Raw genomic sequence first — 15,658 nt, forward strand, 5'->3', positions numbered from 1 at the left:
CTGTTAATATAAAACAGCGTACATTTAATTGCAAAAAAAAGAGCATCAATATGCTCTTTTTATTAACATTATTACTTTATTGTCGTGATCGACGCATTAACCAATAGCTGATTGCAGCAAAACTAATAAACTGCAACCACAACTGTCCCCAGCGATCAATCTCTTGCGCAAAAGTCGCTCCAAGCTGATTGAGGCCAAGAAAACCATTAATTGCGGCAGTAGAAGGCGCAAGTTGCGCTATCGCATTAATCGCAGTAGGTATGGCTGAGGGAGGCCAAATAAATCCAGCACTAAACACTAAGGGTAATGAGCTCAATAACACCACAAGTGTCACTAATTCACAACGAGGTAATAATTGTCCTAGCACCATACCTAACATGATCACCGCTAATAAAAACGGAATCGTCATCATGAGCAGATCATTAATTGACGCTAACCGATTAACACCATAGTAGACATAACTGAAGCCAAAGTAATACATCACTAATGGTAGATAGATTAAGGTAAACAATAATGCACGTACTATCATTACCATCCAAACCGGATATTGCGCCCAATAGCCGGTTTTCCCAGCGGCACGCGCTTCAGTTTCAGCAGCCCCCATCATGCCAACCCCTATCAATAAAGTTTGATGAAGAATTAACACAAACACGGCAGGTACCACATAATTGATATAGCCCATCGTGACATTAAATACTGGTCGCATATTAAGCTTCATTGCTGTCGCACGCTGTGCTGCCTCGACGGCACCATCGCCAGTCAACATCATACGATTGACTTTCGCTTTAATCGCTAACGCATTACCTGCACCATTTAAACCTTCAACCACAGTTCCATAAACTAAAAATAGTGCCGCATTACCAGCATAAGCCAAAGTTGGACTGGTCCCCATCATCACATCACGATAAAAATGCTCAGGGATCACTAAAATACCATCAACCTGACGATCTTCCAACGCGACTTTAGCAGCATTCAGACTCCCAAGATGCTCAGTGATTTGAACTTGTGGGGTTGCATCAGCCATACGAATTAATTCACGACTCATTTGACTATGGTCAAGATTAACCACTGCTACTCGTTGTTCTCGCGGTAATTCATTAAGGTATGGTAATGGATATAAAAATGAATAAAACACTACTCCACCAAAAACGGTAAACACCAGCGAGAAATTACTGAAGATAGCTTTTAGTTCATGCTTAAATAAATCACCCCAGCTCATGACGATCTCCCTGCGGTGTCGATATCTTCGCTAATGCTTTATTTCGATGTACTAACATTACTCCCATCGCGAGTAATAAAGCACACATAAAACTACTTAACACCAATAGTTGATGCGATGCTTGATACCAACCAGTACCATAATCAACTTGCTGTAATTGCACGTCAATATAATGGCTAACAGGTAATAATCCACGCCATACTTTGGCAATAATGGGCATATCAGCAGCAGGAAAGGTAATCCCCATAAAAGCAAATGCTGGTGCGGTGTAAGCAGCAACAAAACTCATAGCTCGTGGAATTTCCATTGCGACAAAATAAATCAAACTCCCCATACTTTGGCAAGCAAAAACCATTAGTACTTGAGCGAAAATTAATAATCCCCAATGGCCATGCATCGGCCAATCAAGCACGACATACATCCACCATAAAAACAAAATGCCCTGAATTAAAAACAACCCCGAATAAGCGAGTAATTTCCCCAATAATTTTTGGCATGGTGTCTGCGCTAACCAACGCCATAATCCTTGCCCTCGGGCTTCATGCGCGATTGCTAACACTGTGGTTGCTACAATTAAAATTTGCCAAATGGAAGGAATAATCGCCGAAACCAAAAATTGGCCATAATGACTATTGCTATTAAATAATGGGGTTATCTGTGCTTGAATAGGCACAGCCTGTCCTAATGCTTGCAACGGTACTGGTGATCCGGAACTCATATTCCTCATCGCTTCAACACCCGCGTTATATGTCCCTTCAACTTGCAACATTGCAGCATTAATTAACTTACCAATTAAGATAAATTGACCATTATAAAATGTTGTAATTTGTGGTGTCTCGCCAAGTTTAACGTCTTTCTCATAATTATCGGGAATCACCACCATTGCATAAATATCATTGGCGCGCATAGCCGCACTGGCAGTGTGATCATCTGTGAACTGCCTTGTTACTGCCATGCTTGGACTCGCGTCAATATAACGCGTTAATTGACGCGACATTTGGCTATGATCAAGATCAACCACCCCAACAGGTAAGTTTCGCGCAATACCCGTGGCAAAAATCGCCCACATAGTAAGAAACAGTATTGCAGGTAGCCATACCACCAATGCTCGCAACCATTTATCTTGCCAGATAGTGCGCCACTCAGTTTTTATTGCTGAATATACAACCATATCATTACTCAACAATTACACTCATACCAACTCGTAAACCCTCAATAGGCTGAGTTGGGCGAGCTTCAACTTCAAACGTTCGCATATCAAAACCTTTGGCTGTATCGGTTGCACGCCAAGTTGCGAAATCTCCCATGACCGCCACATGCGTGACTTTCAGCTGATAGCTTTTATTACCTAAAGCGGGAATAGTAACCTTAAACGTTTTACCTTCTTGGTAATCTTTAAGTTTATCTTCTCGAACATTAAATACTGCCCACGCATCACTAATATCGATAATATTAACGACAGGGAAACCTTGTGGCGCTAACTCTCCATCATGTAATAAGACTTGTGACACTTCGCCTTTATGCCAACTACTGACTTTAGTATCCGCGACATAAGCTTGAACCTCTGCCACTGCACCTGCTGCCATTTTAACTTTTTCTTGAGCAGCACGTTTAGTCTCAACTCGTGCACCTTCTTTGGCCATTTGATACATTTGATAAGCCGCACTTTCAGTAAATTGAGCAGCTCGCCACTGGGTGTATACTTCATCACGCTTTTGTTCTGCTAACACACCATCGTTATAAAGATTATTGATTCTGACATACGTTTTTTGCATTAAGGCAGCAGCGGCTTTCGCTTTCCCCCATTGATCTTTAGCGGCAGCGATTTGTTGGATACGCGCACCTTTTTCCGCTTCTTGTGCTAATGCACCCGCGGCTTGCTCACCGGCTTGGGCTTGTTCTAATTTAGCATCAATTTCAGGGCTTAAAAGTGTAAAAATCAATTGTCCAGGTTGTACTTCATCACCTTTGCGAACTAATACTTTATCAATACGGCCTGGCACTTTTGAGGCGATATTATATTGTTGAGCTTCAATTTGACCTTGCATACGTTCAGGTTGAGGTTGGTAAGCATGCCAGAAGGTATAGCCGATCCATCCAACCACAGCGATAACAGGAATAGCGACAGCAATTGCTTTTAACTTACTCATTATAATTTGACCTCTATCCCTTGATATTGCTGATAATTTTTAAATGTATTCATCTCACCACTAATGGCAAGTAAACGGGTTAAGCACGCTACATATTGGTAAGCTGCCGCTAAGCGTTGGGTTTTAATACTGGCCACAAATAACTCAGCATCAACCACATCTAATGACGTTGACAACCCTTGCCCAAATGCTTTTTCACGTAACACACTATTTTCATTCGCCAGTGCCAAGCTAGACGCTAAACCGTTATATTCTTCTAAGGCTTGTGTAGCTTCACGATACGTTTTTTCAACCAAGACCGTTAAATCTTGCTGGGCTTGTGCCTGTAAATGATTCACTTGCGTTACCATTGAATGGGCAGCACTTAATTTTCCTGAACGACCAGAATTATCAATCAGTGGCACACTCACCCCCACACCCACAGCCCAATCAGGTGCCATCGTGGCTGCTAAACTACCGCTATCATGTAAATTATAATCACCGTATAAGTACACTTCAGGGTAATACTTACCTTTTTCGACATCAATCAGCCCACCAGCTTGTTTACGTTTGGCATCTAAAATATGCAAACCTGGATACGTGGCTAAGGTTTTATCGACAAAAGCAGACATCGGTGGCAATGAATTATTAATAAATAACCCAGTAGCTGGCGTCACAGGTGTCGATTGCTTTAAGAGCTGAGTTAACGCCACTTGTGCTATTTCTAAGTCACGCAGTGAGCTCTGGCGTTCGACTTTGGCTTTATCGTAAGCAACTTGGGCTTGTAAACGCTCAACACGGGCAATTTGACCTTGTTGTTCAAGCTTTACTGCGTGTTGATAATGACGTTTTAAACCGTTTTCAACTTCAGTACGTGTTTGTAATACATTTTTAGCAAGTACCACACCAAAATAAAAACGTGATAAATCTTCAAACTTTGCCTGTTGTTGCATCGCTAACATATATTTGGCTTGGTCGGTTTTGCCTTGCGCGATATCTTGCGCTGCGTTAATTCGACCACCGGTAAAGATTGGCCATATCGCCCGAATCGAGCTGGTAAATACATCCCTATCAGAAATATTAGCAGTAAATAATGAGTTAAAATCAGTGCCAGCTGCTTGCGTAATATCAGCAATAATTTTATTAAGAGCTTGTCCTGCTGCCGTATTTGAGGCTGGCATGCTGTCAAAAACATCTGAAGGCGACAATTTAATGTCATGATCTAAGCGGGTGTAATTCGCTCCCACTGTTACTTTGGGTAAATACAAATCTTTAGCGGCATCTTGCATGTATTGCGCTTGTTCAACACTGGCGCGATCTGCGGCTAAACCATCATTTGTTGTTACAACAGTATGCCAAGCATCATTAAAACTGACTGGCGCTGCATGCGCTGTCGGTACGATTGCCAACAGTACAATTGTCAATTGCTTCACCATCAATGGCCTTATTTTCATGTACTAACCCTTACGTTCTTTCCTAGCCAATGCGCCACCACAAATATAGAGCATATACTCTAAAACAGTAAATTTTAGCAGCTTCTTTATAATATTACTCCATTTTAATTACTTATCTAACTGACATAGATACTAATTTCATAATGGCTTATAAATAAAATAGCCCACAATCAATGTGGGCTATTTATATTTAGTCATAAAACTAATCGGCATTAAATCAATAATACTTAACGGGCTAAACGAATTAATGAACGTCCTAATAGGCACTCTAATTCGACAATACTTTGCTTGCCATAACGTTGCTCACACAGTGTAAACAACCGTTCGATACCGCGATGAGCAAATTCATGAGATGTTTCAGCTGAAGAAATATGGTGAAACAATAATCGTAAAATAGCCCGAAAATTTTCATCTTCTAATGCAGCAGACCAACTTATTGCAAATGCCTGCAAATCGCCTGTTAGATCCAATTTATCAACAAAGAGATGGTAGATACGCTCATCAAGTGCATGAGCAAAATCTTGCTTTTTAGGGAAGTGGTGGCTAATACCTGTTCTTGATATTCCAGTTTGGTTACTCAAGGTTGTGTACGACATTTTATCGTAACCTAACGTCAGTATTTGCTCTATCACTGCATCCATAATAGTCTGAATGGTGATTTCGGTGTCTTCTTTACTACGCTTTGGCATAATGCGTTGACTCTGTTCTAATCATTTTATGCAACGGTAATACCCTTGACGCTTACATAATAACGTCAAGAATATTGGTTCGTTGTAGTATTACAAAATGCTTTTCGGTTAACTAGGGTTTAGCCGCATAATTAACGATTAAATTTTCTCGCATGTTGTTCAATGTCACGATATAAAATTTTAGTCCAATAAGGTTGGGAGTTAGCGGCTAACAATTTACCTTTTCTAGGATCGTGTGGACTAATTAATACTTCGATATTATCAATGCCTGTTCGTTCCGCTAATAAAAACAGTTCTTCAATCGCATAATCCCCCATCGCTAAACATCCGACTGAAGCTTGTTTACCATGAATAAAAATATTACTGCCCGGCGAATGACGTCCCTCTAATTGCGCGTACTTGCGATCAAATGCATTAGGGTAATTAAGCTTCATCGATAAATGATAACGACTATTAGGATTTAACAGCGATACTTGATAAACACCTTCAGGAACCTGCTTATCACCTTCACGCATTTTAGGCCCCGTATGACCGCTCATTTTTTTGATATCATAACGTTTAACGTATGACCATTTACCATTTTCTTTCGCCCACAACTCAACATTGCGTTCTTGTTTCATGGCAAAGAGAGCGATATTTTGAGGTGGGTAGGTTAATCCAACATTTTCAAAATAGCGTCTTAATCTTGGTTCAACAAAAGGTGTATAACGATTCATAACATCAGTAACAGTACGACTACCTGCAGGTGGGTATAGAGCATATGTTGATGATGGTGATGGTGATGGTATATATAACGACTCTGCCTGTACGTACTCTATTGGTAATAGTACTAGCATTAATGGACAAATAACTTTCTTTAGCACACTACCCTCAATGATAATTTTTCTACGCGCATAACATTGCGGTAATTTACGTAATAACCAACCTGAATCGCGCTAGTTTACCTGAACTCCTGATTAAATAACCATCACTTTATATTCACATTGTGGATAAATCGTAAACTTGTACAGCAGCAGTGATCTAAGCTTCTAAAATCTTTACAATAGCTACCACCAATTATAATCCTTCAAAAATGAGACGATTTTGCATACGTTAGAACAATTACGCTTAGGCCAGCTTAAAGGCATTACTCATTTAACATTAAGTGAACAGCTGACCCAATTTCCAGAAGAAATTCTAACGCTTGCCAACAGCTTAGAAATATTAGATCTGACCAATAACCAATTAACACATTTGCCTGATAGTTTCAGTCAATTAACTAAATTGCGGATTATTTTTATTTCAAACAACAACTTTACAGAACTACCCGCTATTTTAGGCGCGTGCCCCAATCTGGAAATGATAGGTTTTAAATCAAATCAAATCACCACCGTTGCAGCAAACGCACTACCTAAAAAATTACGCTGGCTAATCTTAACTGACAATAAAATAACCGCTCTTCCTGAAGCGATTGGCGACTGCATCCATTTACAAAAGTTAGCCTTAGCAGGTAACGCACTGACAGCACTACCGCTTACTATGAATAAATTAGTTAACTTACAGCTAATACGATTGTCGGCTAATGCACTCACTACATTTCCAAACCAATTACTTAACCTCCCTAAGCTAGCTTGGTTGGCGTTTTCGGGTAATGATTTCAACCGCCATCAACACGTTGACAATCCACTGCCGACGGTTGCTTCAACAGATTACCAACTAGATAAAATATTAGGTCAAGGCGCTTCTGGGGTAATTTCATTAGCTCAGTGGCTATCAAACCCTCATCAACTTGATAAAAATATCGCGGTTAAAGTTTTTAAAGGACAAGTAACCTCAGATGGTTACCCACAAGATGAATTAAATGCTTGCTTAAAAACAGGGGCTCATACGAATTTAGTCGCATCACTGGCACAAGTGAATGAACCTAATTATCTCGCCTTGATAATGGCTTTAATTCCAGCGCATTATCATAACCTCGGCTTACCACCAACATTTACGACCTGTACTCGAGATACATTTCCAGACCAATTTACACTGTCAATTGAAGCCATATCAAAAATTGTTGAACAAATGGAAGCTGTCATTAACCATATGCAAGCCCAAGGAGTTGCCCATGGTGATATTTATGCGCATAACGTATTAGTCGACGACAATGCTAACATTTTAGTTGGCGATTTTGGCGCAGCTTCAATTTATGATGATCTGTCACCAGAACAACAACAAAAAATAACGGCTATTGAGTGGCGAGCAGTAGGGTATTTTATTGAAGATTTGCTGTCGGTTTGCCAAATTGAAGATCAACACACAACGCTATATCACCAATTACATGCCCTAGCCCACTCTTATATCGCGGCTTAATTATCATTATTTAACCCTTTCCCCCTTACTCAATTTATACACTTAACATAAATTGAGTAAGTTAACTTTCATACATGCGTTTAAATAAAAACTCATAAAATTCAATGTAATAAAAAGAAATACACGTCTGGTACTTATGGTAAGTACTAAACAATTAGCATAATAATTCTTGACTATCGTTTATATAACCGCTTAGATTTAACATATTAGAAACATAAATAATTCACGGCCAATTTGTAAACGGAGTGCTTATGGCTCAACTACAAACACCTGCTGACATGATCATCAAATGGGCCAATGAACGCCCTAACGATATTTATTTAAAGCAAATTATCAATCGTGAATTTGTTAATTACACTTTCGCTAATGTTGCGGATAAAGCCCAACGTCTAGTAACAGCGCTTCAAAAATTAGGTATTCAACCAGGCGATCGTATTGCATTAATCTCTAAAAATTGTGCTGAATGGTTTATTTGTGATTTAGCCATGATGCTCGGTGGCTATGTGAGTGTACCAATATTTCCTACAGCCAGTGCTGACACCATTGCTCATTGTATTGACCATAGTGATGCAAAATTGATCATTATTGGAAAACTCGACAGTCCAACAGCCATCAATGAGGTGGTTAGCACTCATTCACAATTACCTACTATCGCTTTTTCTTATCCAGGTACACCTGCATGTCAGTTCCAATTAAACGATCTGCTTGAACAGTATTTACCAACGTCAGAACGTCGCTCGCACCATGACACCGATTTAATGTCAATTGTGTATACATCAGGTACATCTGGCATGCCAAAAGGTGCAATGCTAACCTATGGTGCATTTGTCTGGTCATCACAAAAAATCATTGAACATATTGGTTTAGAAGACAACGAACGTTTATTTTCATATTTACCGCTCGCACATATTACCGAACGTGTTTATATTTTTGGCGCTTCGGTTATGTCAGGACTACAAGTCGCATTTCCTGAATCTCTCGATACTTTTATTGATGATGTGAAAATGCATCGTCCAACCGTTTTTGTTTCGGTGCCACGTTTATGGACCTTATTCCAACAACGGATACAAGATAAACTTCCCCAAGCTAAATTGAATATCCTGCTAAAGATTCCATTAGTATCAACATTTATTAAAAGTAAATTAGCTCAAGGATTAGGATTAGACCAAGCACGTGTACTAGGCTGTGGATCTGCGCCAGTATCTGCAGGCTTATTACATTGGTATGAAAGTATTGGCCTCAATATTACCGAAGCATGGGGCATGACGGAGTCATTTGCTTACAGTACCCTCAACCACCCCTATCGCAGTGATAAAATAGGTACCGTCGGTAATGCAGGCCCTGGAATTGAATTAAAAATAGCAGCAGATAAAGAAATTCTTGTTCGTAGTAAAGGTCTATTTAGTGGCTATTACAATAATCCTCAAGCAACGCAAGAAAGCTTTGATAATGATGGCTGGTTATACACTGGTGATATCGGTGATTTAGACAATGACGGCTATTTGACTATCCAAGGGCGTAAGAAAGATACTTTCAAAACAGCCAAAGGTAAATTTGTATCTCCGGTACCGATTGAAAAACGCTTTATGGAACTCGGTAACTTTGAGATGGTGTGCTTAGTCGGTTCAGGGATGTCAGCACCAATACTGTTAGCCGTTGCTCATAATTACCCAAATCTTAATCGAGCTCGCTATGAAAAAAAACTACTCGCCATTTTAGTTAAAATAAATAACGAACTAGAGTCCCATCAAAAAATCAAAGGTGTATTGATGGTTAAAGAACCGTGGAGTATTGAAAATGATATCTTAACGCCAACATTAAAAATTAAACGTCATGTACTAGAACAACATTACGCAACAATTGATGATAATTGGAATAATGAACACCTCATACATTGGGAAGAATAGCCAATATGAGAACTATTTTAGGCACGTATTCATTCTAATTCTTATAATATAAGAATTATGTCAAATTAAAACCAATAATAAGTCATATTTTATATGGGCAAAGATCAACATAATATAATTGAATAGTGCAACAACAGATTAATAGTGATCGTATATCTAAATAGATATCGACAATTCCACAATAAAAGATTATAAGTGTCCGAATATATTTACACCATTAGCTTCTGAGTAACTTGCCAATTATATTGTATAAAATAATAAGATATTTAAGATAACAATATCTCTTCAATATTCTATATTTATTAAAAAGGATTATTCTGATGGCTAAAGGTGATATGAAAACATGTAAAGGCAAGCGTCGTGCTCATACACATGGCAATAGTCGTTTAACAACTGAAGGCAAAAGAAAACATCACAACGCATAATGTTGTTAATTGATACTAATTCAAGATATTTACTTGAATTAGTATCATCTCTGAAAGATTAACTGATTACTATTCGCTTGCTATTTAACCACTCAATCATATCAAAATATTGCTCATGAACACGGTATCTAGCAAAAGATTGTGGCGTAATGTCGCCTTTTTCATTGTAGCAGTAGACATAATTGTCTAAATTAGAACGTTTACGGGCGCCAAAGAACACTGAACGCCCATTATCTAAGCGTAAGAAGCGTTCAATATCACCTTCATTACAAATATCACGATCAGACATAACAAAAAATAGATTATCAAAATCAACGCGCTTTCTTCTGCGGTCCCACTTTTCTTTTGCTTCAGCAAACGATGTATCGTGAATAAGATGAATTTCAATATCATCTAATTTACCCAGAAGGTATGGGAAAGAATCAATATATTTAGAACTTGTGGCTTGTTCTAGTTCTAACGATAAATAATATTCAAGATTCTCACAAAACTTCAAGTAACAGTCAGAATAAAAAAACAAACCTACAGTTGGTGAATTAAAAGGTTGAGCTAAATCACTGCAAGTAATACCACCAATACAGTTATTAGAAATCAAACTGAAATTTTTATTCTTTAGTCTTGCTTGTAATTTCTTATTAACATGAGAACGATAAACTTTATATATTGTTCTTCTATAAATAGAAGATATAACACGTTGAATCATCAATAAAACCTTTAAAATTAATTAGATTATATAAGTGATATTGTTTAACACTCACTATAAATAACAAATACTCTATTTTCGCTATTGTATAAGTAATAGTAAAATAAAACAAATAAATAATATAAAACAAATTTATATAATAAAGTCGTAATCAAATAATTTTTTATATATAACAATAAAACTAATTACTAGTATCAATTATTATTATTTATTCCGAAATTAACGCAACCATCGCCATTCCCTACAATGAAGTTACGAACAAGATAAAGAACCTACTATCAGCACATTATATGCGTTATTATTTTTTAATGCTCAAACAAGTAATGAATAGATCACAGATTGCTCGTTCCTCTCTTTCGAGATGACGGACAACAACCAGCGAGGATCTGCGACAAAGAATAATAATAAGTAAGACAGATGCAAAAAAGCCCCGTCATTTCTGACGAGGCTTCGTTGTGTTGGCGGAGCGGACGGGACTCGAACCCGCGACCCCCGGCGTGACAGGCCGGTATTCTAACCAACTGAACTACCGCTCCAATTCTGTGTGAAACTCGATTAAATCAAATTTCTAGAATTTGGCGGAGAGATAGGGATTTGAACCCTAGATACGCTATAAACGTATGCCGGTTTTCAAGACCGGTGCTTTCAACCACTCAGCCATCTCTCCAATGCCGCGCATAATAACGAGGTTAGCCTAATGTGTAAAGCTAAAATTTAACTAAAAATATCAACCGCTTAATTTTCACACTATTTTGTTAATTTGTGGTTTATTTAAATATAAAAAAGGCCGACAATTTGTCGACCTTTAATAATTACCAATAAGTGTTTAATTTATTTTTCAGCAGCAATCACAGAAATTTCAACCAATAGAGTATCACGTGCCATACTTGCTTCAACGCACGCACGTGCTGGAGCATGACCCGCTGGCACCCAGTTATCCCACACTGCATTCATTTCAGCAAACATACTCATATCTTTAATATAAATAGTTGCAGATAACATGTGCTCTTTATCACTGCCCGCTTGTGCAAGCAGTACTTCAACTTTATCAAGCATGGTTTGTGTCTGCTCTGTAATGTCTTTGGTTGCATCGGCACAAACTTGACCACAAAGGTAAATAGTACCATTGTGCTTCACAACACGACTCATACGGGCTTTCGTTTCTTGGCGCTCGATCATAATGCTCTCTCTGATTGGTTTAAATAAGCAAATAATTCACTATTAACCCATCTAAGATAGCAAATAAATTTACTTTTTTGTATTTTATTGCAAATAAATCTTCATTATTTAGCTAATGTATCTTCTAACCGTGCTTTCCAGATAGCCATTGCTAATGCAGGCTTACGCAAAATTTCTGGCGTTGGAATCCAACCATGTTTAATTTTAGCAAACACATCAAAACGTTCAGCAGTCCCAGCCATTGCCTCAGCAACAACTTTACCCGCGATATTCGTCAGTCCGACACCATGACCGGTATAACCGTGCGCAACATAAATATCATTACCTAAGTGATCTATTTGTGGCATATATGAACGTGTTACTGCAAATAATCCGCCCCAATGGTATTCCATTTTTACATCAGCCAACTGAGGGAAGACAGTAATCATTCGCTGACGTAAACGCTCACTTGAATCACTATATTCACCATTGAATGGATGATTAACACCGCCAAACAAAATACGACCGTCTGGTGTTGGACGATAGTAATCAAGACTATTATTCAAATCCGACATTGCCATCATATTACTGATCGGTTGACGATCACCAAGTTGCTCAGTGACACCAATATATGACACTACAGGTAGCACAACACTTTGAGCTTTGCGATGTAATCCATCAAGATACGCATTACAAGCTAATAAAACTTGTTTAGCTTTAACCTGACCTTTAGGAGTATGGATAATATGTGGGTTACCCTTATCAAGTTTTACTGCAGGCGTATTCTCAAAAATAGTCGCACCTAAACTTAATGCTGCTTGTGCTAAACCTAAGGTGTAATTCAGTGGGTGCATATGAGCACTGTTTGAATCATAAAGCCCACCTAAATAGCGCTCAGTATGTGCAACTTGATTTACTTTATCTTTATCCCACCAGCTCGCACTTGGGTAATCATAACGCCCCTGTTTTAAGTCATACCAAGATTTTAGTTCTGTTTCTTGGCTTTTCTTCAACGCTAGTTCGATATAACCTTGTTGGAAATCACAATCAATATTAAATTTTTCAATCCGATCACGAGCAATATCAACCGCTTCACAAGATAAATCCCATAGCTGTTTGCCCCACTCAGGCCCGTATGTTTCATCAACTTCACGTAACCCTAAGCAATAACCCACTAAACACTGACCACCATTACGCCCAGATCCTCCCCACGCTAAACGTTGTGATTCAAGTACCACAACAGAGAATCCTTTTTGACGTAATTCAATCGCGGCATTTAACCCCGTCATACCGCCACCAATGATACATACATCAGCTTCAATCGCCTGATCAAGTAATGGCTGTTCTGGTAACGCATTAACGGTTGCTTGGTAGTAACTATCGATATATTGACTGCTGATTGACATTCCAATTGCCCACAAAAAAGTACAGGTTAAAAATCGCGCGGATGATGTCACGACTCTTATGCCTTCACAAGTAATTTATTACTGTGATTTGGCTCATAGTTTAGCTTGATAGTTTTTGACACTTAGGTAGTTAACTCTAATATCCGCGCTCAGATCTGACTTACCTGGTCAATTAGGGATAAACAATATGAAAAAGATATTTAAAGGGGTGACCACACTAGCATTCGCACTTTCAGCATTTAATGTTTCGGCAGCAAATGATGTGCTTAACGTTTACAACTGGGCTGAGTATATGCCAACAGATGTAATCAAAGCCTTTGAAAAAGAATATGATGTCACTGTTAACTACTCTACTTTTGATAATAACGAATCGATGTACACCAAACTTAAGCTACTCGATAGCAAGGGTTATGATGTCGCATTTGCTTCTACGTATTTTATTGAAAAAATGGCTCGTGAAGGCATGCTTGCAAAGATAGATAAAAGCAAAATGCATCACTTAACTGACATCTATCCTGGCTTAATGAAGCAGCCTTTCGATCCTAATAATGATTACTCTTTACCTTATGTATGGGGTGTGACTGGGATTAGTTACAATGCTGAAGTGATCACTCAAGATCAGGTAACTAGCTGGAAAGATCTATGGAACAAAAATTTTGAACAACAAGTAATGTTACTTGATGATGTTCGAGATGTATTTGGTATGGCACTACGAGCTCAAGGCCACAGCATTAACAGCACTAATGAAGCTGAGATAAAACAAGCCTACGAGAAGTTACGTCAGCTACGTTCAAACGTTGTCGTTTATAATTCTGATGCGCCGCATGTCCCTTATGTTACAGGGGAAGCTATGGTCGGTATGCAATGGAACGGTAACGCTTTTATGGCAAAACAAGAAATGCCAGAGCTTAAGTTTGTCTACCCAACAGAGGGCGCTATTTTATGGATGGATAATTTTATCGTCCCTAAAGGCAGTGAACATAAAGATCTCGCATTCAAATTTATCGACTTCTTTATGCGTCCAGAAAACCAGGCAAAAATTGTCGAAGAACTTGGCTTCCCGGCACCGAATAAACAAGTAAAGCAATTTTTACCAACTGAATTACAAAATGATCCAATGATTTTCCCAACTGACGAGCAAGTCAATAATGGCGAATTCACGGATGATGTTGGTCAAGCCGTTAATATTTACCAAAAATATTGGCAGATGCTAAAAAGCTAACAATAAAAAAGGCTACAGTTAACCATTAACTGTAGCCTCCCTATTTTGACAATAAAAGCCGTAAAATTAGTTGATAACTAAACCAGCGGCATTAAGTTGGGGCACTAAATCTGTAATCGTACGTGGTGTATTCCAATCAATACGAATTAACCTTGTACCCATCTTACGGCACGCTTGTGGTAATACTGCGTCATGAAACGCATCAATATCACTAATATATCCAAGCTCTAATCCCATTTCTTCTGCGCGCCCACGCTGACGCATGCGGCTATAAGCCACTTCAGGATCCGTCTTTAAGTAAATACAATAATCAATGGTCGGATATTGATTAATTTGGCTAATCAAGTGCTGATAACATGCCATATGTTGAGCAATATCTTCAGCAGTGCTGTTGTAATTAGCAATGCAAGCATGGGTAAAGACCAAATCACTCAGCAAAGAACGCTCAATAATATAGACCCCTTTTGGGTCTAAATTATTCAGCAACTCAGCTCGTTGTGCTGTGATATAACATTGAAAATTGCTGCGCACAGTAACGTTAAAAGGGTCACGCGTAAATTCACCTAATAAATGTTGAAATTCAGGATCTGAATCTACAGGCTCTAAAATAGCTGTCGCGTTTAGTGCTGCCGCTAGTTGAGGGAGTAATGTCGATTTACCGGCACCGATATTACCTTCTACACATATAATTTGGGGCTTATCCAAGAATCTTTCCCTCTCAAGGTTTACAGATAAAAGAACCCACTTCGGTTCTTCTAGCGTTTATCAATGCTATAAACCCGACATTCTGAAACTAAACGCCGCAAAAAACCATCCCTTATATACTGTTTGGTGATTAATAAACCAAAACACTATGCTTTGAGTGCTAAAGCCGAACTAAATAAGACCACCCTCCCCATCTCAATTCAGCGAACATTAACTCTGTAGTAAAAGATAGAAATTTAATAAACCTAATCCATTTAGAAAATAACACCACTTCATATGCAAAATTTAGAGCATAAAACAGCTC

At 38.6% G+C, this 15,658-nt stretch carries 14 protein-coding genes and 2 tRNA genes; 4 read left to right on the forward strand and 12 right to left on the reverse strand.

The features are described 5' to 3' along the window. Nucleotides 1-76: 76 nt before the first annotated feature. The 6 genes from PPBDW_RS18785 to PPBDW_RS18810 form a co-directional block, all read right to left on the reverse strand. Complete coding sequence (locus PPBDW_RS18785) at nt 77-1,219, reverse strand: ABC transporter permease (RefSeq protein WP_036791448.1); 1,143 nt, start codon at nt 1,217-1,219, stop codon at nt 77-79. Further along, nucleotides 1,206-2,390: an ABC transporter permease gene (locus PPBDW_RS18790; protein ID WP_036792946.1), complete on the reverse strand. Its 1,185-nt coding sequence runs from the start codon at nt 2,388-2,390 to the stop codon at nt 1,206-1,208. Before PPBDW_RS18790 ends, PPBDW_RS18785 begins: the two co-directional genes overlap by 14 nt. Nucleotides 2,391-2,394: 4 nt before the next feature. Then, nucleotides 2,395-3,369, reverse strand: a complete 975-nt coding sequence (locus PPBDW_RS18795) for an HlyD family secretion protein (RefSeq protein ID WP_036791451.1) — start codon at nt 3,367-3,369, stop codon at nt 2,395-2,397. After that, a complete protein-coding gene (locus PPBDW_RS18800) occupies nt 3,369-4,802 on the reverse strand; it encodes a TolC family protein (RefSeq protein ID WP_036791454.1) in 1,434 nt (477 codons plus the stop codon). Before PPBDW_RS18800 ends, PPBDW_RS18795 begins: the two co-directional genes overlap by 1 nt. Nucleotides 4,803-5,029: 227 nt before the next feature. Next, on the reverse strand, nt 5,030-5,491 hold the full coding sequence (locus PPBDW_RS18805; RefSeq protein ID WP_036791457.1) for a TetR family transcriptional regulator: 462 nt from the start codon (nt 5,489-5,491) through the stop codon (nt 5,030-5,032). Between the two features lie 131 nt (nt 5,492-5,622). Beyond that, entirely contained in the window at nt 5,623-6,354 is a 732-nt protein-coding gene (locus PPBDW_RS18810) for a L,D-transpeptidase family protein (protein ID WP_235604286.1), read from the reverse strand. Nucleotides 6,355-6,574: 220 nt separating this feature from the next. Between PPBDW_RS18810 and PPBDW_RS18815 the strand changes: the two genes are divergently transcribed. From PPBDW_RS18815 to PPBDW_RS18825, 3 genes are all read left to right on the forward strand, one after another. Next, a complete protein-coding gene (locus PPBDW_RS18815; protein ID WP_036791459.1) occupies nt 6,575-7,828 on the forward strand; it encodes a leucine-rich repeat-containing protein kinase family protein in 1,254 nt (417 codons plus the stop codon). 278 nt (nt 7,829-8,106) lie between these two features. Beyond that, entirely contained in the window at nt 8,107-9,735 is a 1,629-nt protein-coding gene (locus PPBDW_RS18820; RefSeq protein ID WP_181316443.1) for an AMP-binding protein, read from the forward strand. 320 nt (nt 9,736-10,055) lie between these two features. After that, on the forward strand, nt 10,056-10,160 hold the full coding sequence (locus PPBDW_RS18825) for a 30S ribosomal protein THX (protein WP_065173736.1): 105 nt from the start codon (nt 10,056-10,058) through the stop codon (nt 10,158-10,160). A gap of 58 nt (nt 10,161-10,218) precedes the next feature. Here the strand turns inward: PPBDW_RS18825 and PPBDW_RS18830 are convergent, their stop codons facing one another. The 5 genes from PPBDW_RS18830 to PPBDW_RS18850 form a co-directional block, all read right to left on the reverse strand. Next, nucleotides 10,219-10,863 carry a DUF1919 domain-containing protein gene (locus PPBDW_RS18830; protein ID WP_054262183.1) on the reverse strand — a complete coding sequence of 215 codons (645 nt, stop codon included), beginning with the start codon at nt 10,861-10,863 and terminating at the stop codon, nt 10,219-10,221. A gap of 459 nt (nt 10,864-11,322) precedes the next feature. Continuing rightward, nucleotides 11,323-11,399, reverse strand: a tRNA-Asp gene (locus PPBDW_RS18835). A gap of 40 nt (nt 11,400-11,439) precedes the next feature. Then, nucleotides 11,440-11,530: transfer RNA gene (locus PPBDW_RS18840), tRNA-Ser, on the reverse strand. Between the two features lie 164 nt (nt 11,531-11,694). Then, on the reverse strand, nt 11,695-12,042 hold the full coding sequence (locus tag PPBDW_RS18845; RefSeq protein WP_036791466.1) for a RidA family protein: 348 nt from the start codon (nt 12,040-12,042) through the stop codon (nt 11,695-11,697). Between the two features lie 104 nt (nt 12,043-12,146). Next, nucleotides 12,147-13,427, reverse strand: coding sequence for an NAD(P)/FAD-dependent oxidoreductase (locus PPBDW_RS18850; RefSeq protein WP_036791469.1), 1,281 nt, complete (start codon nt 13,425-13,427; stop codon nt 12,147-12,149). Between the two features lie 187 nt (nt 13,428-13,614). Between PPBDW_RS18850 and PPBDW_RS18855 the strand changes: the two genes are divergently transcribed. Next, nucleotides 13,615-14,649, forward strand: coding sequence for an ABC transporter substrate-binding protein (locus tag PPBDW_RS18855; RefSeq protein WP_036791472.1), 1,035 nt, complete (start codon nt 13,615-13,617; stop codon nt 14,647-14,649). A gap of 66 nt (nt 14,650-14,715) precedes the next feature. On the opposite strand, the gene PPBDW_RS18860 is transcribed toward PPBDW_RS18855, so the two are convergent. Beyond that, nucleotides 14,716-15,354: a deoxynucleoside kinase gene (locus tag PPBDW_RS18860; protein ID WP_054262184.1), complete on the reverse strand. Its 639-nt coding sequence runs from the start codon at nt 15,352-15,354 to the stop codon at nt 14,716-14,718. Between the last annotated feature and the right edge of the window lie 304 nt (nt 15,355-15,658).

Origin of the sequence: Photobacterium kishitanii, assembly GCF_000613045.3 — a bacterium.
Lineage (GTDB): Bacteria > Pseudomonadota > Gammaproteobacteria > Enterobacterales > Vibrionaceae > Photobacterium > Photobacterium kishitanii.